29 protein-coding genes are annotated in these 26774 nt (G+C 72.5%); 18 read left to right on the plus strand and 11 right to left on the minus strand.

Annotated features, from left to right (window positions below; all coding sequences use genetic code 11):
* The first annotated feature begins 179 nt into the window (after positions 1-179).
* The 3 genes from ACFUJY_RS16935 to ACFUJY_RS16945 all read left to right on the plus strand — a co-directional run bounded on the left by ACFUJY_RS16935 (position 180) and on the right by ACFUJY_RS16945 (position 2080).
* On the plus strand, positions 180-1223 hold the full coding sequence (locus tag ACFUJY_RS16935) for a fatty acid desaturase family protein (protein WP_383299687.1): 1044 nt from the start codon (positions 180-182) through the stop codon (positions 1221-1223).
* 103 nt (positions 1224-1326) lie between these two features.
* Positions 1327-1509 carry a hypothetical protein gene (locus ACFUJY_RS16940; protein WP_164399881.1) on the plus strand — a complete coding sequence of 61 codons (183 nt, stop codon included), beginning with the start codon at positions 1327-1329 and terminating at the stop codon, positions 1507-1509.
* Positions 1510-1537: 28 nt separating this feature from the next.
* A complete protein-coding gene (locus ACFUJY_RS16945; RefSeq protein WP_383299690.1) occupies positions 1538-2080 on the plus strand; it encodes an MOSC domain-containing protein in 543 nt (180 codons plus the stop codon).
* Positions 2081-2127: 47 nt separating this feature from the next.
* On the opposite strand, the gene ACFUJY_RS16950 is transcribed toward ACFUJY_RS16945, so the two are convergent.
* Together ACFUJY_RS16950 and ACFUJY_RS16955 are read right to left on the minus strand one after the other, a co-directional pair.
* The gene (locus ACFUJY_RS16950) at positions 2128-2946 is read right to left on the minus strand and encodes a hypothetical protein (protein ID WP_383299693.1); all 819 of its coding nucleotides are present in this window, start codon (positions 2944-2946) and stop codon (positions 2128-2130) included.
* 118 nt (positions 2947-3064) lie between these two features.
* Positions 3065-3373 carry a hypothetical protein gene (locus tag ACFUJY_RS16955; RefSeq protein WP_383299696.1) on the minus strand — a complete coding sequence of 103 codons (309 nt, stop codon included), beginning with the start codon at positions 3371-3373 and terminating at the stop codon, positions 3065-3067.
* Positions 3374-3489: 116 nt separating this feature from the next.
* Between ACFUJY_RS16955 and ACFUJY_RS16960 the strand changes: the two genes are divergently transcribed.
* Positions 3490-4392 (plus strand): oxygenase MpaB family protein, encoded by a 903-nt coding sequence (locus ACFUJY_RS16960; protein ID WP_383299698.1) that lies wholly within the window; start codon positions 3490-3492, stop codon positions 4390-4392.
* Between the two features lie 15 nt (positions 4393-4407).
* Here the strand turns inward: ACFUJY_RS16960 and ACFUJY_RS16965 are convergent, their stop codons facing one another.
* On the minus strand, positions 4408-4920 hold the full coding sequence (locus ACFUJY_RS16965) for a MarR family winged helix-turn-helix transcriptional regulator (RefSeq protein ID WP_383299700.1): 513 nt from the start codon (positions 4918-4920) through the stop codon (positions 4408-4410).
* Between the two features lie 91 nt (positions 4921-5011).
* Here ACFUJY_RS16965 and ACFUJY_RS16970 point away from each other — a divergent pair, with 91 nt between their 5' ends.
* Entirely contained in the window at positions 5012-7123 is a 2112-nt protein-coding gene (locus ACFUJY_RS16970) for an MMPL family transporter (protein ID WP_383299703.1), read from the plus strand.
* Positions 7124-7187: 64 nt separating this feature from the next.
* Here ACFUJY_RS16970 and ACFUJY_RS16975 read toward each other — a convergent pair whose 3' ends face one another.
* Entirely contained in the window at positions 7188-7763 is a 576-nt protein-coding gene (locus ACFUJY_RS16975; RefSeq protein ID WP_383299706.1) for a TerD family protein, read from the minus strand.
* A 436-nt stretch (positions 7764-8199) separates the two neighbouring features.
* Between ACFUJY_RS16975 and ACFUJY_RS16980 the strand changes: the two genes are divergently transcribed.
* The 5 genes from ACFUJY_RS16980 to ACFUJY_RS17000 all read left to right on the plus strand — a co-directional run bounded on the left by ACFUJY_RS16980 (position 8200) and on the right by ACFUJY_RS17000 (position 12619).
* A complete protein-coding gene (locus ACFUJY_RS16980; protein WP_383299709.1) occupies positions 8200-9600 on the plus strand; it encodes an LCP family protein in 1401 nt (466 codons plus the stop codon).
* Positions 9601-9718: 118 nt separating this feature from the next.
* Positions 9719-10132, plus strand: a complete 414-nt coding sequence (locus ACFUJY_RS16985; protein WP_383299711.1) for a roadblock/LC7 domain-containing protein — start codon at positions 9719-9721, stop codon at positions 10130-10132.
* A gap of 202 nt (positions 10133-10334) precedes the next feature.
* Positions 10335-11273, plus strand: a complete 939-nt coding sequence (locus ACFUJY_RS16990; protein ID WP_383299714.1) for a DUF6397 family protein — start codon at positions 10335-10337, stop codon at positions 11271-11273.
* Positions 11274-11313: 40 nt separating this feature from the next.
* Positions 11314-11802 carry a GNAT family N-acetyltransferase gene (locus ACFUJY_RS16995; RefSeq protein ID WP_383299716.1) on the plus strand — a complete coding sequence of 163 codons (489 nt, stop codon included), beginning with the start codon at positions 11314-11316 and terminating at the stop codon, positions 11800-11802.
* Between the two features lie 187 nt (positions 11803-11989).
* Positions 11990-12619, plus strand: coding sequence for an LAETG motif-containing sortase-dependent surface protein (locus tag ACFUJY_RS17000; RefSeq protein ID WP_383299718.1), 630 nt, complete (start codon positions 11990-11992; stop codon positions 12617-12619).
* A 106-nt stretch (positions 12620-12725) separates the two neighbouring features.
* Here ACFUJY_RS17000 and ACFUJY_RS17005 read toward each other — a convergent pair whose 3' ends face one another.
* Entirely contained in the window at positions 12726-14876 is a 2151-nt protein-coding gene (locus ACFUJY_RS17005; protein ID WP_383299720.1) for a SpoIIE family protein phosphatase, read from the minus strand.
* Positions 14877-15065: 189 nt separating this feature from the next.
* Here ACFUJY_RS17005 and ACFUJY_RS17010 point away from each other — a divergent pair, with 189 nt between their 5' ends.
* Entirely contained in the window at positions 15066-16136 is a 1071-nt protein-coding gene (locus tag ACFUJY_RS17010) for an enoyl-CoA hydratase/isomerase family protein (RefSeq protein WP_383299723.1), read from the plus strand.
* 34 nt (positions 16137-16170) lie between these two features.
* On the opposite strand, the gene ACFUJY_RS17015 is transcribed toward ACFUJY_RS17010, so the two are convergent.
* Positions 16171-16398 carry a hypothetical protein gene (locus tag ACFUJY_RS17015; protein ID WP_383299725.1) on the minus strand — a complete coding sequence of 76 codons (228 nt, stop codon included), beginning with the start codon at positions 16396-16398 and terminating at the stop codon, positions 16171-16173.
* Between the two features lie 90 nt (positions 16399-16488).
* Entirely contained in the window at positions 16489-16977 is a 489-nt protein-coding gene (locus ACFUJY_RS17020; RefSeq protein WP_383299728.1) for a hypothetical protein, read from the minus strand.
* A 135-nt stretch (positions 16978-17112) separates the two neighbouring features.
* Here ACFUJY_RS17020 and ACFUJY_RS17025 point away from each other — a divergent pair, with 135 nt between their 5' ends.
* Complete coding sequence (locus tag ACFUJY_RS17025; protein WP_383299730.1) at positions 17113-17967, plus strand: pentapeptide repeat-containing protein; 855 nt, start codon at positions 17113-17115, stop codon at positions 17965-17967.
* Positions 17968-17970: 3 nt separating this feature from the next.
* Here ACFUJY_RS17025 and ACFUJY_RS17030 read toward each other — a convergent pair whose 3' ends face one another.
* Positions 17971-18477 carry an SRPBCC family protein gene (locus ACFUJY_RS17030; RefSeq protein ID WP_383299732.1) on the minus strand — a complete coding sequence of 169 codons (507 nt, stop codon included), beginning with the start codon at positions 18475-18477 and terminating at the stop codon, positions 17971-17973.
* A 220-nt stretch (positions 18478-18697) separates the two neighbouring features.
* On the opposite strand from ACFUJY_RS17030, the gene ACFUJY_RS17035 reads away from it, so the two are divergent.
* Complete coding sequence (locus ACFUJY_RS17035) at positions 18698-20053, plus strand: radical SAM protein (protein WP_383299734.1); 1356 nt, start codon at positions 18698-18700, stop codon at positions 20051-20053.
* Positions 20054-20057: 4 nt separating this feature from the next.
* Here ACFUJY_RS17035 and ACFUJY_RS17040 read toward each other — a convergent pair whose 3' ends face one another.
* Positions 20058-20942, minus strand: coding sequence for a LysR family transcriptional regulator (locus tag ACFUJY_RS17040; RefSeq protein ID WP_383299737.1), 885 nt, complete (start codon positions 20940-20942; stop codon positions 20058-20060).
* A 115-nt stretch (positions 20943-21057) separates the two neighbouring features.
* Here ACFUJY_RS17040 and ACFUJY_RS17045 point away from each other — a divergent pair, with 115 nt between their 5' ends.
* Together ACFUJY_RS17045 and ACFUJY_RS17050 are read left to right on the plus strand one after the other, a co-directional pair.
* Positions 21058-21930 carry an oxidoreductase gene (locus ACFUJY_RS17045; protein WP_383299740.1) on the plus strand — a complete coding sequence of 291 codons (873 nt, stop codon included), beginning with the start codon at positions 21058-21060 and terminating at the stop codon, positions 21928-21930.
* 147 nt (positions 21931-22077) lie between these two features.
* Entirely contained in the window at positions 22078-22629 is a 552-nt protein-coding gene (locus ACFUJY_RS17050) for a glycoside hydrolase family 25 protein (protein WP_383299743.1), read from the plus strand.
* Positions 22630-22662: 33 nt separating this feature from the next.
* On the opposite strand, the gene ACFUJY_RS17055 is transcribed toward ACFUJY_RS17050, so the two are convergent.
* Positions 22663-23070: a VOC family protein gene (locus tag ACFUJY_RS17055; RefSeq protein ID WP_383299746.1), complete on the minus strand. Its 408-nt coding sequence runs from the start codon at positions 23068-23070 to the stop codon at positions 22663-22665.
* A 56-nt stretch (positions 23071-23126) separates the two neighbouring features.
* Between ACFUJY_RS17055 and ACFUJY_RS17060 the strand changes: the two genes are divergently transcribed.
* From ACFUJY_RS17060 to ACFUJY_RS17070, 3 genes are all read left to right on the plus strand, one after another.
* The gene (locus tag ACFUJY_RS17060) at positions 23127-23588 is read left to right on the plus strand and encodes a MarR family winged helix-turn-helix transcriptional regulator (protein WP_383299749.1); all 462 of its coding nucleotides are present in this window, start codon (positions 23127-23129) and stop codon (positions 23586-23588) included.
* A 35-nt stretch (positions 23589-23623) separates the two neighbouring features.
* The gene (locus ACFUJY_RS17065; protein ID WP_383299752.1) at positions 23624-23893 is read left to right on the plus strand and encodes a hypothetical protein; all 270 of its coding nucleotides are present in this window, start codon (positions 23624-23626) and stop codon (positions 23891-23893) included.
* A gap of 126 nt (positions 23894-24019) precedes the next feature.
* Positions 24020-25486: a carboxylesterase/lipase family protein gene (locus ACFUJY_RS17070; protein WP_383299755.1), complete on the plus strand. Its 1467-nt coding sequence runs from the start codon at positions 24020-24022 to the stop codon at positions 25484-25486.
* A gap of 21 nt (positions 25487-25507) precedes the next feature.
* Here ACFUJY_RS17070 and ACFUJY_RS17075 read toward each other — a convergent pair whose 3' ends face one another.
* A complete protein-coding gene (locus tag ACFUJY_RS17075) occupies positions 25508-26581 on the minus strand; it encodes an SCO7460 family lipoprotein (RefSeq protein WP_383299758.1) in 1074 nt (357 codons plus the stop codon).
* Positions 26582-26774: the final 193 nt, after the last annotated feature.

Consider the following 26774-nt stretch of genomic DNA (forward strand, 5'->3'; position numbering starts at 1 on the left):
CCCTCGTCCCGTGTGAGGTACGCCACGCGACGGTACGGGTGCGACTCCCCGGTGCAGTCGGCCCCCCATCCCGGGCGGGTGCTGGCACCACCATGCCTCGGGTGGTGGCGCCATGGCTCCGCGTACCCCGTGAACCGTACGTTTCCTGAGGTCGGAGCGGATTCGAGACCGGAGACACCATGCCCCAGGCCACCCTCGCCCCAGCGGAACGAACGCGTGACGGCGCCCGAAGCCCAGGAAGCGACTTCGCGCCGCTGCTGCGGGACGCCAAGGCGCAAGGACTCCTCGAACGGCGCACCGGCTGGTACGCCGTCGGAATCACCGTCAACCTGCTCGCCCTGGCGGCCGTGGTCACCGGCATCGTGCTCCTGGGCGACACCTGGTGGGTGCTGCCGCTCGCCCTGCCCCTGGCGCTCCTCTGGGCCCGTACCGCATTCGTGGGACACGACGCGGGGCACGCCCAGATAACCGGCAACCGCAAGGTCAGCCGTGTGATCGGCCTCGTCCACGGCAACCTGCTGCTCGGCATGAACGAGGCATGGTGGAACGACAAGCACGTACGCCACCACGCCAATCCCAACCACATCGACAAGGACCCCGACGTCGGAGTGGGCGCGCTCGTGTGGACGCAGAAGCAGGCCGCGCAGCGCGAGGGTTTCGCCCGCTGGCTCACCCGCAACCAGGCCCGCCTGTTCTTCCCGATGCTGCTCCTCGAAGGCATCGCGCTCAAGGTCTCCGGATTCCAGTACCTGAAGCGGCAGCCCCCGCGCGAGCGCGCCCTGTCCGCCTTCCTGTTCACCGCGCACCTCGGCCTCTACGCCGCCCTGCTCCTCACCGTCATGTCCCCGGGCAAGGCCCTCGTCTTCGCGCTCGTGCACCACGCGCTGTTCGGACTCCACCTCGGCATGGCGTTCGCCCCCAACCACAAGGGCATGGAGATGCCCGACCCCGACGGGGACCGCTGGGACCACCTGCGGCGCCAGGTCCTCACCTCGCGCAACGTGCGCGGGGCGGCCCTCACCGACTGGTTCCTCGGCGGCCTCAACTACCAGATCGAGCACCACCTCTTCCCGAGCATGCCCCGGCCGCACCTGCGCCTGGTCCAGCCGCTGGTCAAGGCCCACTGCGAGTCCGTCGGCCTGCCGTACGCGGAGACCGGACTCGTCGAGTCCTATCGGCAGGCGCTCACCCACATGCACGAGGTCGGTGCGCCGCTGCGGTGACCGGGCGCTCCGCGCGGGACGGAGCGGGAAGCAGGAACCGATGAGGGCGCGCGGACGTTCTCACCATCAGAGGCGGCCACGGGCCGCGAAGGAGGTACGGACGATGTCGAACAGCGCCAAGATCGCCATCGGGGGAGTCGTCGTCGCGGTCGTCCTGATGCCGTTCATCGGGTTCTGGCTGTCCCTGCTCGTGCTCGTCGGCGTCCCCACGCTCGCGTATCTCGCCCTGGATCCCGGCCAGCGCCGGCGGCTCCGTAGGATCACCCGCAAGGAGATCGGCCGCTGAGGGCCGGCCGCTGAGAGGGGTATCCGCCGTGAGTGGCACCGTGACCGCCGTCAGCAGGAACGAGACCTACAGCTTCACGAAGCCCAACCGCGACAGTGTCACGCTGCTCGCCGGCCTCGGCGTGGAGGGCGACGTGCACGCGGGGCTCACGGTCAAGCACCGTTCCCGGGTGGCCCAGGATCCGACGCAGCCGAATCTGCGCCAGGTCCACCTCATCCATGAGGAGTTGTTCGACGAGGTCCGTGCGCTGGGCTTCGAGGTGGCGCCCGGCGACATCGGGGAGAACATCACGACCCGGGGGATCGATCTGCTGGCCCTCCCCGTCGGCACCCTGCTGCGCCTCGGTGACGAGGCGGTCGTCGAGGTGACCGGGCTGCGCAATCCGTGCATGCAGATCGACGACTTCCAGGGCGGCCTCCTGAAGCAGGTCGTCGGCCGCGACGAGGCGGGCAACATCGTCCGCAGGGCCGGCATCATGGGCGTCGTCACGGCCGGCGGCGTGGTCAGGCCCGGGGACCCGGTCAAGGTCGAGCTCCCCGCCGAGCCGCACCGGCCGCTCGATCGCGTCTGATCCCGCCCGGACCCGTTCGATCCCGCCGGCACCCGCCCCGCCGGCGGTCAGGACGGGCGTACGGCGATGGCGTCCAGGGCCGTGAGGAGACCGGGCAGTTCGGGCCCGCGCCCGACCGGCAGGATCTCGCTCGGGACCTCGTCCAGGAGCAGGAAGGCGATGTCGTCGGTCCTGGCCACCATCGACCAGCCGGGGCCGTCGGCCCGGATCATCCGGGCATCCCCGGGCGCGAACGAGGACCGGACGCGGCCCGGCGGCGGCGGATCGTCCAGATAGCCGCGCGCCTCGGCCAGGGCGCGCCGGATGCCGGGATGCCCGCCGGAGGCCGGTGGCGGCGCCGCGTCGTCCGGGGCGGGGTCCGTCGCGTCGTCCATCTGTTCGCGCCAGGCGGCCCACTGCGAGGCGATGGCGTCCGCGCCCAGACGGCGCTGGGCCGGCCCCCACACATCGGTGTCGGGAGGCGACAGGGGGGCCGGGTCCTCCCCGTCCGCGTCCGGACCGGGGTCCGGGTCGTGCGGGTCCGGCACCCCGGGCGCGGCGACGGCCACGGCGAGCGGCCAGCCGGGGAGCGCGCAGACCACCGAGCCGTCGTCCGGTGACAGGTCGTACTCCATGCCGCAGTCCCACGACGCGATCGCCACCGCCACCAGGGAGACGTCGTCCACGACGACGGTCCACCGGGCGCCGTCGGAATCCTGGCCCAGGACCAGCCCGTACCCCTCGGCGTACGGCTCAAGGCCCAGCGCCGCGCACGCCGCCGGATAGTCGTCGCCGAGCACGCTCGGGAACTGCGCGGGCGTCAGCAGGACCGCGGTCAGCACATACAGCGCGTCGTCGTCGGCGACCGCGTCGTCCGTCCCGGTCACTGCGCTCTCCTCGTCCGTCGTGGATTCGTCGGCGCACCCTAACCAGTGGGTAACCCCGCCGTCGAGGCCCTGACGAGGACGGATGTCCCACGAGGGCGTCCCCCCTGCCCCACCCGGATCAGGCGTCGGACAGGCCGAGCAGCTCCCGTGCCACCACCTGCGGCGATTCGTTCCGTTCACGGGCCAGCGCGATCACCGCCCGGCAGGCCAGCTCGCTGACGCCGAAGGAGAGCTGCTCCGGCGACACCCAGCCGCTCGCCTCGTCCATCCGCTCCTCGTCGTCCTCGGCCGAAGCCGCGACGAACACGGCCGCCGCCTCGAAGAGGTTGTGCTGCCTGCGCCGGGCCGATGCGGGGACCGTCCGGGGGCTGCCTGCCCTGCGGCCCGTGGTCACGGCTCTGCGCAGGACGCCGAATATCGCGGTCATGGGGGCCCGCCTTCCGTCGGTGCGTCAACATGTCGACGCGCGTGCGTCGCGCCTACTCACGGTCCTGCCCCCGGACGTAGGCTGGGACACTCGACCTGGACAAGGGGGACGGTGCGGTGAAGCGTTACGACCGGCTGAAGGAGATCCAACGCCTCGATCCGGAGCGGGACTTCCTGAAGATCTACCGGCTCACCGTCACCTACGAGTTCCCCTGGGACGTCACCCGCGCCCTCGAACTCGCCCTCTACCGCACCTATGCCGTCCCCGGCATCGGCCGCCTCCTGGCCGAGACGGCCGAACTGACGGACCGTTCGCAGAAGCGGTACGACGACACCGCGCTGCTCCTCGACACCGTCGTCGAGCACGGCTTCGACAGCGATCCGGGGCGCACCGCCCTCCGCCGGATCAACCGGATGCACGCCGCCTACGACATCGGCAACGACGACATGCGCTACGTCCTGTGCACCTTCGTCGTCACCCCGAAGCGGTGGCTCGACGCCTACGGCTGGCGCCGGCTCTGCGACCACGAGCTGCGTGCGTTCGCCGCGTACTACCGGACGCTGGGCGCCCGCATGGGGATCAAGGATCTGCCGCACACGTACGAGGACTTCGAGCACACCCTCGACACCTACGAGGACGCGCACTTCGGCTGGGACGAGGGCGCGCGCTCGGTCTCCGACGCCACGCTGGACCTGATGGCCTCCTGGTACCCCCGCCCCCTCGCACCGCTCGTACGCGGCGCCAGTCTCGCGCTCCTGGACGACTCGCTGCTGCGCGCCTTCCGCTACGAGCGGCCGGCGCCCCTGGCCCGGAGCCTCACCCGGGGCGCGCTGCGACTGCGGGCACGCGCCGTACGCCTGCTGCCGCCGCGCGCCACGCCGCACTACGCGCGGCAGAACCCTGAGATCAAGGGCTACCCCGGGGGATACGAGGTGGCGGCCCTGGGCACGTTTCCCACCCCCGGGGTGCGCGGCTGTCCGGTCCGCGATCTCGCCCGGCCGGAGGCCGTCGCGGAGTGACCGCGGGCACCGGCCCTACGCTCGCGGTTCGGTGCGGCGCAGCTGGGTCAGCTCCTCGTTCATCGCCTCCAGGAAACGGATCACGACACGCAGCTCGTCGTCGGCGAACTGCCTGCGCGCGGCGTCCGTGCCCGCCGCCAGCGGCTTGAAGAAGTCACGGGCCACATGCTTCGCGGCGGCCGCGTAGTGGAGGTGCACCACGCGCCGGTCGCTGCTGTCCCGTACCCGCCGGATGTGTCCCGCGCGTTCCAGCCGGTCCAGGCACGCGGTCACCGCTCCCGACGTGAGATCCAGCTGTGCACGCAGCCGCCCCGGTGTCATGGCGCGGTCGCCCTCGCCGCGGTCCGCGTCGAGGATGGCCACGAGGGCCTGCACATCCGTCGGGTGCAGCCCCTGGGCCTGGGCGAATTCATGTGCGATGCGGTTGAACTCGCTGTTCATACGGCGCAGCAGTACGGCGAACGACTGGAGGCCCGTGGGCCCGTCGTCGTCCGTGCCGCTGCCCGGGGTCTCGTCTGCGGTGCGCATGTCTCTACAGTAATATCTCTCAATCATTGAGATAATGAATGACAGAGAGACTTCGGGTCATGTGTGTCATGTGTCGAACCCTGAGGAAGCGATGAAACCCCCACCGAGGTACCGCGTCATCCGCTGGCTCGTGCCCGTAGCCCTGCTCGTCGTCTGGCTCGGAATCGGCGGGGCACTCGGCCCGTACGCCGGAAAGCTCGGCGAGGTGGCGACCAACGACCGGGCGGCGTTCCTGCCGCGCAGCGCCGAGTCGACCCGGGTCGCGGACGAGCAGAAGGCGTTCCAGCGGTCCGGGACCGTGCCCGCCATCGTCGTCTGGACCGGCGAGGACGGGACGCTCCCGGCCGGCGCCCGTGCGTCCGCGACGCGAGCGCTGGCCTCCCTGTCCGGAAAGCCCGGCGTGGTCGGCACCCCGTCGCCCGCGCTGCCGTCCGACGACGGCGAGGCCCTGTCGGGTGTCGTGCAACTGCGCTCCGACCTCGGCGACGAGCTCCCGGCCACCCTCGACCAGGTGCGTGACGCCGCCGGTTCGGTGGCGGGCACGAGCGCCGAACTCGCCGGACCCGCGGCCACCCAGGCCGACCTCAAGGACGCCTTCGCCGGCATCGACGGGCTCCTCCTCGGGGTGGCGCTCGCCGCCGTCCTCGTGATCCTGCTGCTGGTCTACCGCAGTGTGCTGCTGCCCTTCCTGATCATCATCAGTGCCGTCTTCGCCCTCGCGCTGGCCTGCGCCGTCGTCTACCTCCTCGCGGACCACGACGTCGTCCTCGTGGACGGCCAGGTCCAGGGCATCCTGTCCATCCTGGTGATCGGCGCGGCCACCGACTACGCGCTCCTGCTCACCGCCCGTTTCCGGGAGGAGCTGGCGCGCCACGGCGACCGGACGACAGCCGCCCTCGCCGCGCTCCGCCGTTCCTTCGGCGCGATCGTCGCGAGCGCCGCCACGGTGGCGCTCGGCCTGCTCGCGCTGCTGCTCAGCGACCTGACGAACAACCGGGCCCTGGGGCCCGTCGGCGCGATCGGCATCGTCTGCGCGGTGCTGAGCACGATGACCTTCCTGCCCGCCGTGCTGGTCCTGTGCGGGCGGGCGGCGTACTGGCCGGCCAAGCCGCGCCCCATGGACGAGGCGACCGGCGGGCACGGGATCTGGCGCCGGGTCGCCGCCCGCGTCGACGGGGCGCCGCGCAAGGTGTGGCTCTCGTGCGCGGTCGTCCTGGTCGCCTGCGCCTCCTTCGCCCCCACCCTGAAGTCCCACGGCGTTCCGCTGGACGAGATCTTCGTGAACGACGCCCCCTCCGTCTCCGCCCAGGCCACGCTGAGCAAGCACTTCCCGGGAGGCTCCGGGAACCCGGCCGTCGTCATCGCGGACGCCGACCGGGCCGACGAGGTCACCGAGGCCGCCGAGGCGACACCCGGGGTGGCCTCCGCGGCGCCCGTCACGGCCTCCGGCCGGCCCGGCGGGGGCGAGCCGCTCGTGGTCGACGGCCGGGTCCGCGTGGACGTCACCCTGAAGGACGCGGCGGACAGCGACGGGGCCACGGAGACGGTGAAGCGGCTGCGTACCGCCGTGCACGCCGTGCCCGGGGCGGACGCGCTCGTCGGCGGCTACACGGCGCAGCAGTACGACACCCAGAACACCGCCGAGCGCGACCGGGACATCATCGTTCCGGTGGTGCTCGTCATCATCCTGCTGATCCTGATGGGCCTGCTGAGGTCGGTCCTGGTGCCGGTGCTCCTGGTGGCCACCGTCGGCCTCAACTTCCTGGCGACCCTCGGCGTCTCGGCCCTGGTCTTCGAGCATGCCTTCGGCTTCAGCGGTACGGACGCCTCGGTGCCCCTGTACGGATTCGTGTTCCTGGTGGCCCTCGGCGTCGACTACAACATCTTCCTGATGTCACGGGTCCGCGAGGAGGCGCTGGCGCACGGGGCCCGGCAGGGCATGCTGAGGGGCCTGGTGAGCACGGGCGGTGTCATCACGTCGGCGGGCGTGGTGCTGGCGGCCACCTTCGCCGCGCTGATCGTGATCCCGCTCGCCTTCCTGGCGCAGATCGCCTTCATCGTCGCCTTCGGCGTCCTGCTGGACACGCTGGTGGTGCGGTCGCTGCTGGCGCCCGCGCTGGTCGTGGACATCGGGCCCAGGGCCTGGTGGCCGAGCGCCATCAGCCGTACCCCGCGTGCAGCGGAGCCGGGGCGCTCGGACTGACGGCCGCCCGGACGGAGCCGGCCCGGCCACCGCTGACGCGGGGCCGGGCCGGTGGGCGTCACGCTCAGACGTTCACGCCGTAGTCCTTCGCGATGCCCGCCAGACCGGAGGCGTAGCCCTGGCCGACGGCGCGGAACTTCCACTCGCCACCGTGCCGGTACAGCTCGCCGAACACCATCGCGGTCTCCGTCGACGCGTCCTCGCTGAGGTCGTACCGGGCGAGTTCCACACCGTTGGCCTGGTTGACCACGCGGATGAACGCGTTGCGCACCTGGCCGAAACTCTGCCCCCGGCTCTGCGCGTCATGGATGGAGACCGGGAAGACTATCTTCGCGATGTCGGCGGGGACCGCCGACAGAGTCACGTTGATGGACTCGTCGTCGCCGTCGCCCTCACCCGTCAGGTTGTCCCCCGTGTGCTGGACGGAGCCGTCCGGGCTGTTGAGGTTGTTGTAAAAGACGAAGTGCAGGTCGGAGACCACCTTCCCGTGCTCCGCGCACAGCAGCGCACTGGCGTCGAGGTCGTAGTCCGCCCCCGTCGTCGTGCGTACGTCCCAGCCCAGGCCGACCGTCACCGCGGTCAGGCCGGGCGCCTCCTTCGACAAGGAGACGTTGCCGCCCTTGGCCAGGGTCACACCCATGAACTTCCTCCAATGATCCAGTGGTTCACCGACCGCCGTCCGCGCGTGCCGCCGGTCGCGGTCCGGCCGCTGCCCGGAACGGACGGCGGCTGTCCCCTCACTCTTCAGGAAACGCGAGGATTTGCCCAGGGCGCGGGTGGCCTCCGGCCCGATTCGTCGCGGGGCGGCCGGGGAAGAGACGCTTTTCGCCCCGCCGCCTCCCGGTGTCTTCCGGTCAATGTTTCCGGGGCCGCTGTGGGGAGAGGGGATCGGACTGACGATGGTCAGGTCCGGAGGCGCATGAAGCCACCGCACGGCACGACCAAAACCGCACGACCGTACGGATTCCGCCGGCAGGCGGGCCCGCGCGGCAGCCGTACGAACGGGGTGGCCCATGGCAAGCAGGAAAAGAGCGACAGGAGCGGGGAGGAGGGGGAGCCGTCTGCGGCGGACGGCGGTGTCCGCACTGTCCTTCCTCGTCCTCCTGGTCGCCGGGATCGGCTGGGGATACCTCAAACTGACCGGCAGCATCGACACGTTCAGCGCCGACGGGGTCTCCGGCGACCGGCCGCCCGGTTCCTCGGGCGGGCAGAACGTCCTCGTCATCGGGTCGGACACCCGCTCGGGCAAGAACAAGGGACTGGGCGGAGCCACCGGAGAGGTCGGCCGCTCCGACACCGTGCTCCTGCTGCACGTCTACGCCGATCGCCGACACGCCGTGGCCGTGTCCGTCCCCCGCGACGCCATGGTCGACATCCCGGCCTGCCGGAAGCCGGACGGCAGTTGGACCGCCCCGCGCCGGCACAGCCAGTTCAACGGGGCGTTCTCGGTGGGCGGGACCACCGAGGGCAATCCGGCATGCACCCAGAACACCGTCGAGCACCTGACCGGGCTGCGCGTCGACCACACCGTCGTCATCGACTTCGCGGGGTTCTCCGCGCTGACCTCCGCCGTCGGAGGAGTACCGGTGTGCCTGCCCGAGGACGTGTACGAGCGCGACCTGAACCCCAAGCGGGTGACCCGGGGCGGCCTCGTCTTCGAGAAGGGCCCGCAGACGGTCTCGGGCCAACGCGCGCTGGACTACGTACGGCTGCGCCACGGCATCGGCGACGGCTCCGACCTGGGGCGGATCAAGAGGCAGCAGGCATTCGTCGCCTCCCTGGTGAAGAAGATCAAGTCGCGTGGCATGAACCCCACGACCCTCCTGCCGCTGGCCGACGCCGCCACCGACGCGATGACCGTCGACCCCGGGCTCGGCTCCGCCGACAAGCTGCTCTCCTTCGCGCTCTCGATGAAGAACATCGATCTGCACAACACCAAGTTCGTCACCGTCCCCTGGCGGTACGAGGGCGAGCGCGTCGCCGTCGTGGAGCCGGACGCCGACGCGCTCTGGGCGGCGCTGAAGGCCGACCGCCCCCTCGACGCCGAGGCGGCTGCCGACGCTTCCCCCAAGGCTTCGCGGTCCCCCGTCTCGGGTACGGGCATCCAGGTCGCCGTCCAGAACGGCACCACGGTGCCCGGACTCGCGGCCAAGGCGGCCGAACTGCTGCGCGCGCACGACTTCACCGTCACCGACACGGCCACCGCGCAGGACCAGACCCGCGCCACGACCGTCGTCGCGTACGGCCCCGGCCTGCGGGACGAGGCCCGCACCACGGCCGGGCTCTTCCCGGGCGCACGGATCACCGAATCCGGCGGCGCGGTGAGCGGAGTCCGGGTCACCGTCGGACAGGACTACGCGGACGCGCCGTCGGCCGCGCCCGACACCGCGTCCGCCACACCGAAGGCGCGGGCCAGGATCGCCGAGGAGGCCCGGTCGGCGGACGACGACCCGTGCGAGAACCTCTCCTACGGCTGAGGGGCGGTGGCTGCTTCCCGACCGGTGGCGGGAGCGGGGTGCTTGCCCGTACGTGACCCGTGCGCAAGGCTTGCCCACGAGCGAGGCACGGGGAACGCGTGAACGGGGAGGAAACAGAATGGCGATGGACAGGGGACTCGACTGGCTCCTGGACGATCTCACCAAGCGGGTGGCGCACATCCGGCACGCCCTGGTGCTGTCGAACGACGGGCTGGTGACCGGTGCGAGCACCGGCCTCGCCCGGGAGGACGCCGAGCACCTGGCGGCCGTCTCGTCGGGGCTGCACAGCCTGGCCCGCGGGTCGGGCCGGCACTTCCGGGCCGGGAAGGCCCGCCAGACCATGGTGGAGTTCGACGAGGCACTGCTCTTCGTCACGGCCGCGGGGGAAGGCAGCTGCCTGTGCGTGCTGAGTGAGGCGGAGTCGGACGTCGGTCAGGTGGCCTACGAGATGACGCTTCTGGTCAACCGGGTGGGACAGCACCTCGGCGTGGACTCACGGCAGGACGGGAGCGGGGGAGCCGACCGGCTCTGACGGCCCGGCCCGACGCGATCCGACCGCCGCCGAGTCCGTGGAGTTATCCACAGGCTCGGCGGCGGTCGGCTTTTTCGGGACTACTCTGACTGCGGAGAGTGATCACGAGTCGCGGGGGAGTGACGGCATGACGATGAATCAGCTGCGGAACGGGATGTTGAGGGCCGAGTCGGGCCCTGGAGGGGCGCCGACACCCGATACCGTGCGTGACGAAGTCGCGGGGACGCTCGGTGCGGCCCGCGCGGCTACGGAGCTCGGCCTCAAGCGCAACGAGTTCGACCTCGCCGTGTACCTGGGAGCGGTCCGGGTGAACAGCGGACCGGACGGCCGGCCCAGGATCGGCCGCGCGGAGATCGAGCGCCTGCGGGCCCAGGACGGCTTCCCCGACGCGCTGCGCGAGCGGGTCCGGACGGTGGGGACCGCCGAGGGGGCCCGACTGCTGGGGATCAGCCCGGCCCGGTTCACCCGGCTGGCCCGGGCCGGATGCCTCACGCCCGTCGCCTTCTACCTCAACCGGTACCGGGCGGTGGTGTGGGTCTATCTCGCCCAGGAGCTCGAAGCGCTGGCCGCCCGCACGCCCGAACTCCTGGTGGGCAACAGCCCGCCCTGGATGCGCAGCCGGCTGGACGCCGGGGCCGACTGGCGGCCGCGCAACTGGCGCTCCCGGCGGATCGAACGCCTGCTCGCCCTCACCGGCGACCCCTGGGTGCGCGCCGCGATCGTCGCCCAGGGCCTGGACCCGGAACAGCTGGCGGAAGTGGTGGACGACCCGTACGAGCGCGCCCACTTCGCCCGGGTGAGGCCCGAGGCGGTGTTCGGGCGACGAGGATCGGTCGCCGGCCGCGAGGCCATGACGCGGCTGATGTCCGCCGACGCACCGGACGAGATCCTCTGGCGCAGGATCAGCCTGATCGCCGAGCTGGACGCCGCCCGGGAGGCGCGGCCGGCGCCACGACCGGTCCCGCCCCCCACCGTGCGAGCCCGGCCCGAGGGTCCGCCGGGGCTGCTGGCCCGGCTGCGGGGGCGCGCGGCCCGGGGATGGGGGTTCCGCCGGCCGCCCTACGACAGGGCACCCGGCGCGGTGCGACCCGGCGGGCGCCGGCGGACCGGAGGCCGGACCGGTGCGGGGCACCCCGGATAATCGCTGGTCATCGGCGGGCGGGCCGGGCATCCTGTGCGCCATGTTGATCAGGGAAGCCACCTCCGAAGACTGGCCCGCCATCTGGCCGTTCTTCAATGAAATCGTCGCCGCGGGCGAGACCTTCACCTACCCCCTCGACCTCCAGGAGGCGGACGCCGCCGGCTGGTGGCTTCTGGAGCCGCCCAACCGGACCGTGGTCGCGGTCGCCGACGACGGGACCGTCCTCGGCACGGCGAAGATGAACAAGAACCACATGGGCAACGGATCTCACATCGCCAGCGCCAGTTACATGGTCGACCCCCGGCACTCGGGGAAGGGCGTCGGACGCGCCCTGTGCGAGTACACCATCGACTGGGCACGCACGGCCGGGTACCGGGCCATGCAGTTCAACGCGGTGGTGGAGACCAACACCGCCGCGGTGAAGCTGTACCGCTCGCTGGGCTTCGACATCCTGGGCACCCTCCCCGAAGGATTCGCCCACCCGGTCGAGGGCTTCGTGGGGCTGCACATCATGCACCGCCGCCTCTGACGGCGAGGCGAGCGCCGGGGCCCGCCGCGCGGTACCGGTTCGTGTCCGGCATGTCCCAACCGGCGCGGATGTGGGTGTGGTTGGGACGCGGAAACGGCTGTGGGGCGGGTGCACACCGTGGGGACGGGGGCAGTACTGTGCGCTGCACCGTCCATACGGGCGCGAAACATCTGCGGAGGAAATATCCATGACCATACCCAGGAGATCGTGGCGCGCAGCGGGAACCCTCGTCGCCGCCGCGGTTGTCGGCCTCTCCGGCGCGGTCCTCACCGCCGGTCCGGCCGCAGCTCACACCCCCACCTGGGACGTGACCTGTGACGAAGTGAGCCTGCACCTCACTCAGTACAACGCCGGTGTCACCAACGAGGTGACCGTCACCGTCGACGGCAAGGACCTGCTGCCGACGGAGACGTTCGGCAAGGACTTCGACAAGAAGCTCGCTCTGCCGGAGCACGACCAGCCGCTGAACGTGCGCCTGGTCGTCAAGGCCGGGGACGGCGAACGGTTCTCGAAGGACGAGACCAAGCAGGCGCCGGTGTGCGAGGGCACCCCGCCGTCGAAGCCGACGCCGAGCCCGACCGAGACGAAGCCGTCCGAGACGCCGACCACGGCGTCGCCCAGCCCGACCGGCACGCCGAGCGAGTCCGTCTCGCCGTCCGCGCCCGCCGCGGCTACGCCGAGCCCCAGCTCGCCTGACCTGGCCGAGACCGGCTCCTCGTCCGCCACGCCGATCATCGGTGGCGCGGCGGTCGCCGTGCTGCTGGCCGGCGGCGGCATCATGTGGTCGGTGCGCAAGCGCCGCACCGCACAGCACTGACATGAACCGCGCCACCCGGACGCGGACAGCGTAGCGGGGCGCGGCCGAGGGGCGCACCGTCACGGCGTGACGCGGCGGTGCGCCCCTCACCGTTGTGCGCCGCCCCTCACGGGCCGCCCCGGGGCGGTTTCGCGGCGTGCCGGTGCACGGGCGGCGAGGTGGGCGGGGCGCCCGGCCCGATCTCGCACCACACCGCCTTGCCCTCGCCCCGCGGCTCGATGCCCCAGCGCGTGGAGACGGCGTCGAGCAGCAGCAGCCCCCGGCCGGATGTCGCGGTCTCGCCCGGTGACCGGCGGCGCGGCCACGCGCTGGAGCGGTCCTGCACCGAGAGCCGCACCCGGCGGACCGGTTCGGGCAGCACCTCCAGGGTCAGGACGGCCCCGCCCTCCGTGTGGAGCAGTACGTTCACCAGCAGCTCCCCGGTCACCAGCTCGGCGTCGTCGGCCAGCTCGGCCATGTCCCAGTCCGTCAGGGCCTGGCGCACGATGGTCCGGGCCTCGGACAGCCCCTCCGGGTCCGCCTGGTGGATGTACTGGTGGAGCCTCGGCGCCCGGGGCGACCCCGGGTCCGGGCTGCGGCGCAGCACCAGCAGCGCCACGTCGTCACCGGAACCCCAGCGCTCCCACAGCCGGTCCGACAGATGGTCCGCCAGCGCCTCGGCGCCCGCCGGCCCCGCGCTGACCTCGGTGATGAGGGTGCGCACCCCCGCGTCGATGTCGGCGCCCGGCTCCTCCACCAGCCCGTCCGTGTACAGCACCAGCGTCTCGCCCGGCACCAGGTCGAGCCGGGTCTCCGGATACTCCTCGTCGCCGAAGTCGGTCGAGATGCCCAGCGGCATGCCGCCACGCACCCGAGGGCTGCCGACCCGGCCGTCCATGTGCCGGATCAGCGGCCCGAAATGGCCGGCCCGCACGACCCGGACGGTCCCGGTCTCCAGATCGACCTGCGCGTAGGCGCACGTCGCGAACCGGTCGGTGTCCAGCTCGGCGAGGAACCGCGAGGCGCGGGCCAGCACCGTCGAGGGCGGATGCCCCTCGGCGGCGTACGCGCGCAGCGCGATCCGAAGCTGTCCCATGATCGCCGCCGCGTGCGTGTCGTGCCCCTGCACGTCGCCCACCACGATCCCGAACCGCCCTTTGGGCAGGGCGATCACGTCGTACCAGTCACCGCCCACCTGACGGCCGCTCCACGCCGCGTGGTACCGGACCGCGATCTCGCCGCCCTCGATGTCATGGATGCGGCGCGGCAGCATCGCGGACTGCAACCCGGTCGCGAACTCCCGCTCCTCGTCGAACAGCTTGGCCCGCTGCAAGGACTGGGCGACGATCGCGGCCAGCCCCAGGCACAGATTGCGCTCGTCGGCCGTGAAAGCGATGCGCTGCCGGTAGAACAGCGCCAGCCCACCGAGCGTCCTCGCCTGGGCGACCAGCGGCAGATAGGCCGCCGCCTGGAACGTCAACCGGCCCACGTACGGCTCCAGCACCGGATAGCGCCGCGTCAGTGCCGCCAGCGAACCGACGAAACGGGGACGCCCGCTGAGCACGGTGTCGGCCAGCGGAAACGTCGGGTCGAGGCGGCCGGAACCCAAGTCGTCCAGCACCTCCAGGGACTCGCCGCTCAGCGCGATGACGTCGAGCGCCGCGTTGTCCAGCAGCCCCAGCGCCAGCCCGTCCGCGCCCAGCCGCGCCAGCCCGCCGGGACCGGTCAGGGCGGAGGTCACGTCGTCCACCGTCACCGCACGCGACAAGGCACTCGTCGTACGCTCCACTATGTCCGTCTGGCGGCGCCGGCGTTTTTCCAGCTCCAGCACGAAGTCCGAATGGGTGACCTCGGCCGTCGCGTCCCGCACCAGACCGATCACCCGGCGCGCCTTCCCGTCCTCGCCGCGCAGGATGCGCCCCTGGACATGCGTCCACTGGTCCCGGCCGTCGGCCAGCCGGATGCGGAAGTGGATGCTGTACGAGCTGCCCGTGCCGTTCAGCGCCTCGTCCGTCGCCACGCTCAGACGGGTGCGCTCCTCCGGCTCCAGCAGTTCCGCCAGGGACTCCGGGCGCGCGTCGAACCCGGCCGGGTCCAGGCCGAACACCAGCAGACCGGCCTCGTCCACATCCAGCGTCCAGCCGTCGAGGTCCCACTCGAAGCTGCCCGTCCGGTTCAGGGCGAGCCGCTCCGCCGTACCGGTCTCGCCGACCGGCATCCTGCCCTCCGGCCGGTCGTCCGGTCCGGGGACGACCGTCGGCCGGTTCTGATCGGTCATTCCAGCTCCGAAGATCGTCCGGCGGGTCCGCCGTACGGCGTGCCTCAATTGTCCGGCCGGTCCGGCACGCCTGCCACAGCGGAAACCACCCCGCACCGCCCGCCCGCCGGAGCCCCGCGCACAATGGCAGCGGAAGATCGTCCCCCGACCGGCGGACGGCACGGCACCCGGGCTGAGCGGAGCGCGCGCATGAACCACGAGGACCCCGTCCTGCTGCACACCGAAGGACGCGTCCGCCACCTCACGCTCAACCGGCCGCGCGCCCTGAACGCGCTCAACCACGCCATGGTGCGGCTCATGGCCGACGCGCTCGACGCGGCCGGGAGCGACGAGGCCGTCGTCGCCGTGCTGCTCACCGGCGCGGGGGAGCGCGGCCTGTGCGCCGGCGGCGACATCCGAGCCGTCCGCGACGACGCCCTGGCCGGAGGCAGCGCCTCGCTGGACTTCTGGCGGGACGAGTACCGGCTCAACGCACGGATCGCCCGCTTCCCCAAGCCGTACGTCGCCCTCATGGACGGCATCGTGATGGGCGGCGGCGTCGGAGTCTCCGCCCACGGCTCCGTGCGGATCGTCACGGAGCGCTCACGCATCGCCATGCCGGAGACCGGGATCGGGTTCGTCCCGGACGTCGGCGGAACGTACCTGCTGGCAGCCGCCCCCGGCGAACTCGGCACGCATCTCGCGCTCACCGGTGAGCCGGTCGGCGCGGCCGACGCCCTGCTCTGCGGACTCGCCGACCACTTCGTGCCCGCCGAAGGGCTCGCCGCCCTCGTCGCCGCGCTCGCCGACTGCACGACCCCCGACGCCGTCACCGCGACCGTGCAGGACCACGCCCGCCCCGCCCCGGGCGGCGAGCTCGCCGCGCACCGTGCCTGGATCGACTCCTGCTACGCGGCCGGCACGGTCGAGGAGATCGTCGACCGCCTCGCCGGCCACGGGGACCCGGCCGCCAAGCAGGCCGCGGCGACCATCCTGGCCAAGGCGCCCACCTCGCTCAAGGTGACGCTCGAAGCCGTGCGCCGGGCGCGCCGCCTCGGCGGGCTCGAAGCGGTCCTCGACCAGGAGTACCGCGTCTCGACCGCCGCCTTCGCGGGGCCCGACCTGGTGGAAGGCGTACGCGCCCAGATCGTGGACAAGGACCGCGACCCCCGGTGGAATCCGGCCGAGCTGGCCCACGTCACCACCGAAGACGTGGCCCGCCACTTCGCGCTCCTCGGAGACCGCGAACTCGGCCTCGCGCCCCTGCCCGAGGCCGGCTGAGGCGCCGCCGGCGGGACCCGCCCCGGCGCACCCCTCAGCGGCCGCTGCCCGTCAGACTCGGCCGGAGCGATCCGACCAGCTCGAAGAACCGGGTCTCGTTGCCGGCGAACCCCGCGCGCCGGAGCGCCCCGTCGGCCTCCTCCATCGGCGACGTGAGCAACGGCAGGTACACCGGGGCGTCCTCCGGGTCGGAGAGGGCCGCCCGGGTGGCTTCCAGTAAACGGACATACGCCTGCGCCGCCGCGAGTTCGTCCTTGCGCATCTCAGCATCTCCAGGGTCAGAGGTGTCGGACGCCACCAGCATCCCCCATGGGTCCGACAACGGCGTCCGGCGAGCGGCACGGCACGGCGACTATCGGCCGTCCGGCCGACCCGCCGGCGGCTCGACCTCCAGGAAGCGCCGGCCCCGCGGCCCCCGGTACAGCAGCGCGGTCCAGCCCGACTCCCGCAGCGCCGCCGCACACCTGGACAGCTCGCCGTCCTCCTCGTACGCCGCCCCGCTCCCGGCCGGCCCCAGCCACTCCACCCGCACGGTGCCCGGCGCCGCTCCCGCCGTCACCCGGTAACCCTTCGCGGTGCGCTCCCCTGACGGGCCGACGGCCGAGGCGGGGAGACCCGCGGCCTCCAGGACCAGGGCCACGGCCCGCACCGGACGGTGCAGTTCCCATGGCGCGGGCACCGACTCCGGGCCGGCCAGGCCGCTGTTGGCCAGCCGCCTGATCTGCCGCAGCCCGGCCAGCGCCGACCGCACCGAAGCGGCACGCGCCTCCGCGTCCCCGGGGGCCGGAGGGCCGTCCCCGGTCGCCGGTTCGAACCCGCTCTCCTCCCCGCCGCCGCTCATCCGCGCCCCTCCGTTCCCTTCGCCGTTCCGCACCCCTGCAGTGTGCGCCGCCCCACCGACAACGGCGGACCGCACCCGAAGCGGATAGGCTCCGGTGCTGCTCACGAACACCGCACCCCGAAGGATTCACCCACCGTGCCCGACACCGACCGGCCCTCCGGCACCGACCGCCAGGACGGAGACGGCCGTGACGCCCTGCGGGCCGACTGCGGCAGCTGCTTCGCCCTGTGCTGTGTCGCGCTGACGCTCACCCGCTCCGCGGACTTCGCCGTCAACAAGGCCGCGGGCACGCCCTGCCGAAACCTCCGGGACGACTTCCGCTGCGGCATCCACTCCCGGCTGCGCACCGAGGGCTTCCCCGGCTGCACCGTCTACGACTGCTTCGGGGCCGGTCAGAAGGTGTCGGTGGACATCTACGGCGGCCGGGACTGGCGCGCCGCACCGGAGACCGCGCAGCAGATGTTCGAGGTCTTCCCGGTCGTCCGGCAACTCCACGAACTGCTCTGGTACCTGACCGAGGCGACCGCCCTCGCCCCCGCCCGGTCCCTGCACGGCGAGATCCGGCGCACTCTCGAAGCGACCGAAGCCCTGACCCGCCTCGATGCCGCCGCCCTGGCGGAGCTCGACGTGGCCGCCCACCGGGCCGAGGTCGCCGTGCTCCTCGGACGCGTGAGCGAACTCGTGCGCGCCACGGCCCCGGGCCGCAAGCGGCGCGGCCACCGGGGCGGCGACCTCATGGGCGCCCGGCTCAGGAAGGCGGACCTGCGGGGCGCCGATCTGCGCGGCGCCTACCTCATCGCGGCGGACCTCGGCGGCGCCGACCTGCGCCTCGCGGACCTGATCGGCGCGGACTTCCGGGACGCGGACCTCTCGGGCGCCGACCTGACCGGGGCGCTGTTCCTGACGCAGGCGCAGGTGAACGCCGCCCGGGGGAGCGCCGCGACCCGGCTCCCGCCGTCGCTCGGGCGCCCCGCGCACTGGACGGCGTGACCGTCAGGCGTCCGGGGATTCCAGGGCCGCCTTGAGGCGTTCGAGCGTGGTGCGGATGTTGCGGCGCTGGAACACGGCGAAGGTGTGCCCCCGGGTGGCCACCCGGTCGAAGGCATGGGCCACGACGTCCGGCCAGGCGCGGCGGTCGTCCGTCCAGGTCTCGGTGACCCGGGTGCCGCCCTCCACCGCCTCGAAGCGGTACTCCCACGTGGCGATCGGCCCGCGCAGCAACGGCCGCCGCGCACCGATGGCGTGGACCCGGAACGCGAACCGCCGGCCCGGATCGGCCGCCGTCACCGTGCACCGCGTCGTCCAGCTCACCGGCCCCCGCTTGTTGCGGCCGTCGAAGACCATGCCGACGTACGCCTCCCGGCGTTCCCCCCGCACCCGCGCGCCGAGGTTCTCCGGGCTCCAGCGGCCCATGGCCGTGGGGTCGCTCAGCCGGGCGTACACCTCCATCGGTCCGGTGTGCACGACGATGCTGTCCGACACGGACATGGTGCGGGGCATGGCGCACTTCCGTTCCGCGGCCGGCTGCGGTCACGACGGGGCGTCGGACCGGCCGCTCGGCCGACGGGCTCCCGCCCCCATACCTTACTGACCGGTCACATAGGATCGGGAGGCGGGGAGTGACGCATCCGGCAGCGGGGACGAGAACGCCCCGCGGCCGTGGTTCGTTGCACAGACGTCGCATCCGGAACACGCCGACGACCGACCGAGGAGCCCGCACATGCCCAGCCGTACCGATCCCAGCCGCACCGAGCCCGGCACCGCAGACCGCACCCGGCTCGTCGAACGGCTGATGGAACAGTTCCCGCACGTGCCGCGCGAGGCCGTCATCAAGGAGGACCTGCTGCGCGGCGGCGTGGCCTTCGACGAGTCCGCGCTCAGCGACAACGAGGGCGGTGACGTCAAGCCGAAGTCGTACTTCATCTTCTCCTTCGACCACGGCACCCTGCCCGAGCTGGGCGCGGCCGCCCTGCGCCGCCCGCCGGAGGAGATCGTGCTCACCGGCGGCCCGTACGAGCTGCGGCGCACCGTCGTCTCCGTGCGCGTCAACCCCGCCTCCCCGTACCGCGTCGCGGCGGACGCGGACGGGATGCTCGGGCTCTACCTCGACGGCAGGCGCATCTCCGACGTCGGCCTGCCCCCGATGCCGGACTACTACCGGCACACGCTGGCCAACGGGAAGTCCGTGATGGAGGTCGCCCCGACGATCCAGTGGGGCTACCTCGTCTACCTCACCGTGTTCCGCGTCTGCCAGTACTTCGGCGCGAAGGAGGAGTGCCAGTACTGCGACATCAACCACAACTGGCGCCAGCACAAGGCGGCGGGCCGCCCGTACACCGGGGTGAAGCCCGTCGAAGAGGTGCTGGAGGCACTGGAGATCATCGACCGCTACGACACGGCGAAGACCTCCACCGCGTACACCCTCACCGGCGGGGCCATCACCTCGCACATCGGCGGCCGGGACGAGGCGGACTTCTACGGCCAGTACGCCAAGGCCATCGAGGAGCGTTTCCCGGGCCGCTGGATCGGGAAGGTCGTCGCCCAGGCGCTGCCCAAGGCGGACGTCCAGCGGTTCCACGACTACGGGGTGCAGATCTACCACCCCAACTACGAGGTGTGGGACCGGCGGCTGTTCGAGCTGTACTGCCCCGGCAAGGAGCGCTACGTCGGCCGTGACGAGTGGCACCGCCGCATCCTCGACTCCGCCGAAGTCTTCGGCGCCCGCAACGTCATCCCGAACTTCGTGGCCGGTGTGGAGATGGCCGAGCCGTTCGGCTTCACCACGGTGAAGGAGGCCATCGACTCGACCACCGAGGGCCTGCGCTTCTTCATGTCGCACGGCATCACCCCGCGGTTCACCACCTGGTGCCCGGAGCCGACGACCCCGCTCGGCAAGACCAATCCGGACGGGGCGCCGCTGGAGTACCACATCCGGCTCCTGGAGTCGTACCGCGCGACGATGGAGGAGTTCGGTCTCAGCTCGCCTCCCGGCTACGGCCCGCCCGGAGCGGGGAACGCGGTGTTCTCCGTCAGCTCCTTCATGGACAGCCTGCCGGCCGCCCCCGAAGCGGACTGAGCGCTCAGACCTCCGCGGCGAGTTCGCGCACCACGCGCGCGAAGCCCCGGACCAGTGCCCCGTCCGCGCCGTCCGCCCAGGCCAGGACCACGCGCAGCGGCTCGACGTCGGTGAGCGGCACCCAGGACAGGTCGGGGCGCGCGTAGTAGCGGGCCATGCTCTCGGGTGCGAAGCAGATCGCGGACCCCTGCGCCACCTGCTCCAGCATCTCCTCGACGTTGTCGTTGGTCGGCCCCCAGACCGGGGCCGACCCGTCGGGGCGCGGGTTGACGGCCCACCAGTCCACCCACTGCCGGGGTGCCCGCCGGGTCCACAGCAGCGGCTCGTCCTTGACCTCCAGGACGGAGACGCCGTCGCGGGACGCCAGCGGGTGCCCCGTGGGCAGTCCGACGACGCGGGGCTCGGTGTGCACCGGTTCGTACGTCAGGCCGGTCAGGTCGTTGGGCAGCCAGACGAACGCCACGTCCGCCAGGCCGTCCCGCAGCGCGTCGGCCTCCTGCCCCCAGTCGTAACGCTTGGGCGCCACCCGCACCCCGGGATGGCGGCGGGCGAACTCCGCCCGCGCCCTGGTGGTCAGTTCCCCCGCCCCGCTCGCCTCGAAGCCCACGCGCAGCACCCCGGTCTCGCCCCGGGTGTGCCGCTCGGCCGCCGCGGTGACGCGCTCGGCCTGGCGCACGGTGAGCAGTGCCTCGGCGATCACGTCGCGCCCCGCCGGGGTGGGGGAGACCCCGCCCGCGTGGCGGTCGAAGAGCTTCACCCCGAGTTCCGTCTCCAAGGTCTTGAGCGCGTACGAGAGTGCCGGCTGGCTGACGTAGAGCCTGCGGGCGGCCCGGCCCAGGTTCTCCTCCTCGGCCATCACCGTGAGGTAGTGCAGCTGGCGCAGTTCCATGGCGCGATCATAAGCCGCGTTTATCGCTCCGGAGAATCCATGTCTTGGACCGTTCGGGAGCGCGGATGACATAAAGGGATCACCACAACGGGCCGATGAAAAAACGGAGTTGGACATGAACACCGCACCCGGTACCCCCGCCCGCGACAACGCCCAGGGCCGCGTCTGGCTGATCACCGGCGCCTCCTCCGGCTTCGGCCGGTCCATCGCCGAGGCCGCCCTCGCCGCCGGCGACACCGTCGTCGCCACGGCCCGCCGGCCCGAGACGCTCGACGCCCTCGTCGCCGCACACCCCGACCGCGCGGTCGCCGTCCGGCTCGACGTCACCGACACCGCCCGCATCGCCGACGTCGTCGCGGACACCGTGCTCTGGTACGGGCGGATCGACGTGCTCGTGAACAACGCGGGCATGGGGCTCGTCGGCGCGGTCGAGGAGACCACCGACCGCGAGCTGCGCGACCTCATGGACCTCCACTTCTTCGGCCCCGCGGCCCTCGTCCGGGCCGTGCTGCCGCACATGCGCCGCAACGGTTCGGGCGCCGTGGTCCAGATGAGCAGCATGGGCGGCCGGTTCACCTTCCCCGGCGTCGGCGGGTACTCCGCCACGAAATTCGCTCTGGAGGGCCTTTCCGAAGCCCTGGCCGCCGAGGTGGCTCCGCACGGCATCAAGGTCCTCATCGTCGAACCCGGCTCCTTCCGCACCGGCTTCGCCGGCGGCGGCGCCCTGCGGCAGTCGGCGCCGCTGGACGCCTACGCGGACTCCGTCGGCCCGGTCCGCAGCGGCCTGCCGGACTCGGACGGCAAGCAGGAGGGCGACCCGGCCAAGGCCGCCGCGGCCATCCTGACCGCACTGGACGCCGAGGACACCCCGCTGCGGCTGCCGCTCGGCAACGACGCCACGGACGCCGTGCTCGGCGCGCTCGACGCCTCCCGCGCCGAAGTGCTCACCTGGGAGAAGGTCAGCCGCTCCACCGGATTCGACGCCTGACGCCCGGCGGGCGCGTACCCGCCCGCGCGTGTGTGCCGGAGCGCGCGCCCCGGCACACACGCGCATTCGTGCTTCGGGTGAGGGTGGGAGGCGGGCGATCAGGGAAAGTAAGCGGAACAGAGCACCCCAATTGTAGAGGTGGCGCCCATGCTGCACGGTGTCGACGTCAGCGCCCATCAGTCCTCGTTCGACACGGACGGAGTGGACTTCGTCTTCATCAAGGCCACAGAGGGCCGTTCGTACGTCAACCCACGCCTGACCGACCAGACGAAGCAGGCCCGCGACGCCGAATGCGTCGTCGGCTTCTACCACTTCCTGTGGCCCGGGAACATCGCGGCTCAGGCCGAGTACTTCCTCAGCAAGGCGCCGGAGAAGGCCGGCGATCTGCTCGCCGTCGACTGGGAGCAGAACGGCGAGGGCACCCGCCCGAGCAACTCCGAGAAGGACCGCTTCATCCGCGAGGTCAAACGCCTGCGGCCGCACCACCGCGTCCTGCTGTACTGCAACCGCTACTTCTGGCTGAACCACGACACCACGTCGTACGCGGGAGACGGACTCTGGATCGCCGACTACGTGAAGGCGGGCAAGCCGCGCATCAAGGCATCCTGGCGCATCCACCAGTACACCGACCGACCGCTCGACAAGGACGTCGCCGACTTCTCCTCCCGCTCCGCCATGCGCGCGTGGGCGCGCAAGTGACCTAGGGTCTTTCGGGCGCCGGGCCGGCACCCGTCAGTAGGACTGCAGCTCCAGAAGATTCCCCTCCGGGTCGCGCACATGGGCGGTGCGCAGCCCCGGCCCCCACTCCGGGCGGTCGCACGCGGGCGCGGTCGGCTCCGCGCCACGGCCGAGGCAGAGGGCCAGTCCCGCGTCCACGTCCGTCACGCGCAGGACGAACATCGACCGGTCCTGCGCCGGAGGCGGGTCCGCGGGCAGCTGGGCCGTACCGGCGACCGCCGCCATCGCGCTCCGGTCGAACAGCACCAGTACGCCCTGGCCCTCGACGTCCCAATGGGCGTACGGCCCCGAGGCGTTGCCGCTGGCGCGTACCGCCCCGATCAGCTCCGGCAGTACGGCGTCGTAGAAACGGAAGCAGTCGGCGAACCGGTCGACGAGCAGGCGGGGATGCAGTGCGTCCACGGTGTCTCCTTCGATAGGTGCACACCCATCATTGGGTTGGCCCTACGATATACCTGATGAACGAAACTCCTCCCAGTCTCCTGGGCCTCACGACCTACCTCATGTCCAAGACCGGCAAGACGGCGCGCGGCAGGCTCGCGGACCGGCTGGCCGAACGCGGGCTGAGGCTCTGGCACATGGCGGTGCTCGCCGCGCTGACCGACTTCGGCCCGCATGTGCAGCGCGAACTCGCCACGCGGCTCTCGATCGACCGGAGCGACGTCGTGAAGATCGTGGACGGCCTCGGTGGGTCCGGCCTGGTGGAGCGGGCCCGGGACACCGCCGACCGGCGCCGCGTCACGGTCACCGTCACACCGGCCGGCCGGGCCCTGCTGGAAAACCTCAAGTCCGAGGCGCTGGCCGTGCAGGACGACGTCCTCGCGCCCCTGACGCCCCGTGAACGCGCCCAGTTGACCGCCCTGCTGCTCCGCGTCCACGACGGGGCGCGGGAGACCGGACCGGCACGGCCGGGTCGATGACCCCGACGGGGCACCGGGTGCGGCAGAATTCCCCGGTGACCACACCCGCGGCCCAGCCGCCTCGTGACCGCGCGCTCGGGCGCGGCATCACCACGCTCATCCCGCAGGCCGCACAGGCCACGCCCGCCGAACAGGCGGCGGCCGTCCTGACCGCCATGCGGTCCGTTCCGGTGCGCGTCGGTGTACTCCAGGCGGCGGTGGTGCTGCTGGAGGAACGGGTGCGGGCCACGGAGGACGAGGCGGAGCGGGCCGCCGCGGCGACCACCGTGGCCATGCTCCGCAGCGCCATCGGACAGACCGGCTGACCAACTCCTTGATCACTTCCGCCGAATCTCCATCGCGTCGGAGCAGGAAGTGAGCCATCCTGATCATCGCTCCCGGCCCGGGAGCCGTGATCGAAGGGCAGTGGCAACGCGTTGGCGAACAGCGGTGTGTACGAGACGGCAAGCGGTCGGGTACGCGGACGCGCCCCGCACAAAGACGTCGTCGCCGTCCTCGGCATCCCTTACGCCGAGCCGCCGTTCGGCGAGAACCGCTTCCGCGCCCCCCGCCCGCGCGCCCCGTGGCCCGGCGTCCGCGACTGCACGGGGTTCGGGCCCGTTCCGCCCCAGTCCGCCGAGCTACCCGGCGCCCCCACCTGGTCGCCCGGCGACGAGGACGTCCTGAGCCTCAACATCTGGGCCCCCGTGGCGGCAGCGGACCCGCTGCCCGTCCTGGTCTGGCTCCACGGCGGCGCCTACACCTTCGGATCGAGCGCCCAACCGGACTTCGACGGTACGGCGCTGGCCCGTGCCGGTCTCGTCGTCGTCACCCTGAACTACCGCGTCGGCTTCGAGGGCTTCGGCCATGTCCCGGACGACGCCTGCCCGCCCAACCGGGGGCTGCTCGACCAGATCGCCGCCCTCGCATGGGTCCGCGACAACATCGCCGCGTTCGGGGGAGCCCCGGACGACGTCACCCTGGCCGGGCAGTCGGCCGGAGCGACCTCCGCGGTCTGCCTGATGGTGATGGACCGCGCCCAGGGGCTCTTCCGGCGGGTGATCGCGCACAGCGCGGTCGGCCCCGTCTTCGCCCCGGAGCTCGCCGAGCGGGTCGCGGCGCGGGTGGCCGCCGCCGCGGGGGCACCCGTGACCGGGGCCGCCCCGCAGGAGCTGCTCGCCGCTTCCGACAAGGTCGTCGGCGACCACCGCGAGGACCCCGGCTCCGGGCAGCTGCACTGGGACCGGGTCATCTACGGCCCGGTGGCCGACGGACGCCTCCTGCGCGACGACCCGCTGGCCCTCCTCGCCTCCGGAGCCGCCCGGGACGTCGACCTGCTCGTCTGCCACACGACCGAGGAGTACTGGCTGATGGACGCCGTCGGCAGCAGCATCCCGGTCCCCACGGACGAGCGGCTGCGCCGCTTCGCCGCCGACTTCGGACTGCCGCCCGGGCTCGTCGACGGGTACCGCGCGCTCATGCCGGGCGCCGGACCGCACGACATCCACCTCGCCGTATACGGGGACCTGATGTTCGGCGAGTACAGCACCCGGCTCGCCGAGGCCCACGCGGCGGCGGGGGGCCGCGCCCACCTCTCCCGGTTCGACCGCAGGGGCGGCGGAGTGCGCGCCTGGCACTGCGCCGACGTGCCCTTCGCCTTCGGCAACGTGGACGACGAGCGCACCCGGTTCCTCATCGGCGGCGCCGCGCCGACGCCCGACGACCGGGCCCTCGCGGACCGGATGACCTCGGCCTGGGCCGCGTTCGCGGCCACCGGCGACCCGGGCTGGGAGCCGGGCGCCGGCCACGTCAGGGTGTGGGCGACGCCGGACCGTGCGGCGGCCTCCGGACACTGGCGGGACAGCGGCGCGGTCCGGGCGCTGTGGGACGCGTACACCTACCGGCCCGCCCGCTCCTGACGCGGCGCCGGCCGCGCGAGGTCACATCGGGGGCAGGCGCAGCGGACCCCGGCCCTCGCGGACCTTGCCGATCTCCCGCAGTTCGCCCAGCAGCCCGCCGTCGAGGTCGGTGGTCGCCAGCACGGCCCGGTCGCCCAGGCACTCCAGGTCCCCGTCGGGCTCCTCGCAGTAGAGGACGTAACCCGTGAGCCGGTCGACGGTCCCGGGCTCCAGACGCCAGATCCACTCGTAGTCGCTCACCTGCACACGGGGGTGGGCGGCCCGGAGCCGGTCCGCGACGGCGCTGTGGACGGCGGTGGCGAACTTCTGCCGTTCGGCGAACGGGCGCACGATGCGTGCGCTGCCCGACGCCGGGTCGACGCGGCCGTCCTTCGCCGCGTAGCCGGCGCTGTAGTAGGCGTGCGAGCCGAGCGCCGCCAGCAGTGGCGTCGCGCTCAGCCGCATGGCCGTCGGCTGCGACTTCTCGCCGGTGGGCCGCTTCTCCGCGACGGCGGGGGAGACCAGGTTGACCGAGGCGCCCTTCACCTCGGCCCCCTCCTTCCACCGCCGCGCGCAGGCTCCGATGTCCTTGAGCAGGCCCGAGACCGTCGCATTCGTGGGGGCGGCGGCGATCCAGGGCGCCCCGGTCCGCGGGTCGACGGCGATCACCTCGTGGCCGCAGCGCCGGAACGCGCCGAGGAGCACGCGCAGCGCCGCCGCCTCGCGCCGCCCGCGTTCCACCGCCTCGTCCATCACGTCCCGGCAGTCATGGGTGTTGCAGGTGCCCGCTTCGGCGTCCACCCGCATCCGGACCACGGCGTCGGAGTCGTCGGTCATCGCGAAGACGACCTCCGAACCGCCGGAGTGCGGGACCAGCGTGTGCGCCTCGATGACGCGGAGAACGCCCGGGTGGTACCTCTCGGCCAGCTTCTCGGCGTACGCGCGGTCCTCCTTCGTCGTGGTCACCAGACCGCACCCCGTGAGTGCTGCCGCGAGCGCGCACACCAACGCCCCGGCCATCCCCGCCGCCGTCGTGCGCCATCTCGGTGATCCGCCCATCTCCGCCCGCCCCCACTCGTGTTCCGGCCCGCCCGAAGGCCGGACCTGCTCCTTCATCTGATGTGACGGTAGGACGGGGGCGCGTGCGAGGGATGAGTACGGCTACTCAGTGGGCGGCCCGTACGGTCACCCATGTCATTGGCATGGACCTGCTAACGCCTTCTCCGCTACAGTCCGGAGCGGCACACTCTGAGAGCGCTCTCAGCGAGGACGCCTCGGACGCCTGCTGTTCCTCCCCCACCCAGTCGGA

Source organism: Streptomyces sp. NPDC057249 (assembly GCF_042669245.1).
In the GTDB taxonomy this organism is placed as follows: domain Bacteria; phylum Actinomycetota; class Actinomycetes; order Streptomycetales; family Streptomycetaceae; genus Streptomyces.

Coding starts and splice junctions, on each gene's coding strand:
- ACFUJY_RS16935 (WP_383299687.1), top strand. CDS start 180: ATGCCCCAGGCCACCCTCGCCCCAGCGGAACGAACGCGTGACGGCGCC.
- ACFUJY_RS16940 (WP_164399881.1), top strand. CDS start 1,327: ATGTCGAACAGCGCCAAGATCGCCATCGGGGGAGTCGTCGTCGCGGTC.
- ACFUJY_RS16955 (WP_383299696.1), bottom strand. CDS start 3,373: ATGACCGCGATATTCGGCGTCCTGCGCAGAGCCGTGACCACGGGCCGC.
- ACFUJY_RS16965 (WP_383299700.1), bottom strand. CDS start 4,920: ATGCGCACCGCAGACGAGACCCCGGGCAGCGGCACGGACGACGACGGG.
- ACFUJY_RS16970 (WP_383299703.1), top strand. CDS start 5,012: ATGAAACCCCCACCGAGGTACCGCGTCATCCGCTGGCTCGTGCCCGTA.
- ACFUJY_RS16975 (WP_383299706.1), bottom strand. CDS start 7,763: ATGGGTGTGACCCTGGCCAAGGGCGGCAACGTCTCCTTGTCGAAGGAG.
- ACFUJY_RS16985 (WP_383299711.1), top strand. CDS start 9,719: ATGGCGATGGACAGGGGACTCGACTGGCTCCTGGACGATCTCACCAAG.
- ACFUJY_RS16995 (WP_383299716.1), top strand. CDS start 11,314: ATGTTGATCAGGGAAGCCACCTCCGAAGACTGGCCCGCCATCTGGCCG.
- ACFUJY_RS17000 (WP_383299718.1), top strand. CDS start 11,990: ATGACCATACCCAGGAGATCGTGGCGCGCAGCGGGAACCCTCGTCGCC.
- ACFUJY_RS17005 (WP_383299720.1), bottom strand. CDS start 14,876: ATGACCGATCAGAACCGGCCGACGGTCGTCCCCGGACCGGACGACCGG.
- ACFUJY_RS17010 (WP_383299723.1), top strand. CDS start 15,066: ATGAACCACGAGGACCCCGTCCTGCTGCACACCGAAGGACGCGTCCGC.
- ACFUJY_RS17015 (WP_383299725.1), bottom strand. CDS start 16,398: ATGCGCAAGGACGAACTCGCGGCGGCGCAGGCGTATGTCCGTTTACTG.
- ACFUJY_RS17020 (WP_383299728.1), bottom strand. CDS start 16,977: ATGAGCGGCGGCGGGGAGGAGAGCGGGTTCGAACCGGCGACCGGGGAC.
- ACFUJY_RS17030 (WP_383299732.1), bottom strand. CDS start 18,477: ATGCCCCGCACCATGTCCGTGTCGGACAGCATCGTCGTGCACACCGGA.
- ACFUJY_RS17035 (WP_383299734.1), top strand. CDS start 18,698: ATGCCCAGCCGTACCGATCCCAGCCGCACCGAGCCCGGCACCGCAGAC.
- ACFUJY_RS17040 (WP_383299737.1), bottom strand. CDS start 20,942: ATGGAACTGCGCCAGCTGCACTACCTCACGGTGATGGCCGAGGAGGAG.
- ACFUJY_RS17045 (WP_383299740.1), top strand. CDS start 21,058: ATGAACACCGCACCCGGTACCCCCGCCCGCGACAACGCCCAGGGCCGC.
- ACFUJY_RS17050 (WP_383299743.1), top strand. CDS start 22,078: ATGCTGCACGGTGTCGACGTCAGCGCCCATCAGTCCTCGTTCGACACG.
- ACFUJY_RS17060 (WP_383299749.1), top strand. CDS start 23,127: ATGAACGAAACTCCTCCCAGTCTCCTGGGCCTCACGACCTACCTCATG.
- ACFUJY_RS17075 (WP_383299758.1), bottom strand. CDS start 26,581: ATGAAGGAGCAGGTCCGGCCTTCGGGCGGGCCGGAACACGAGTGGGGG.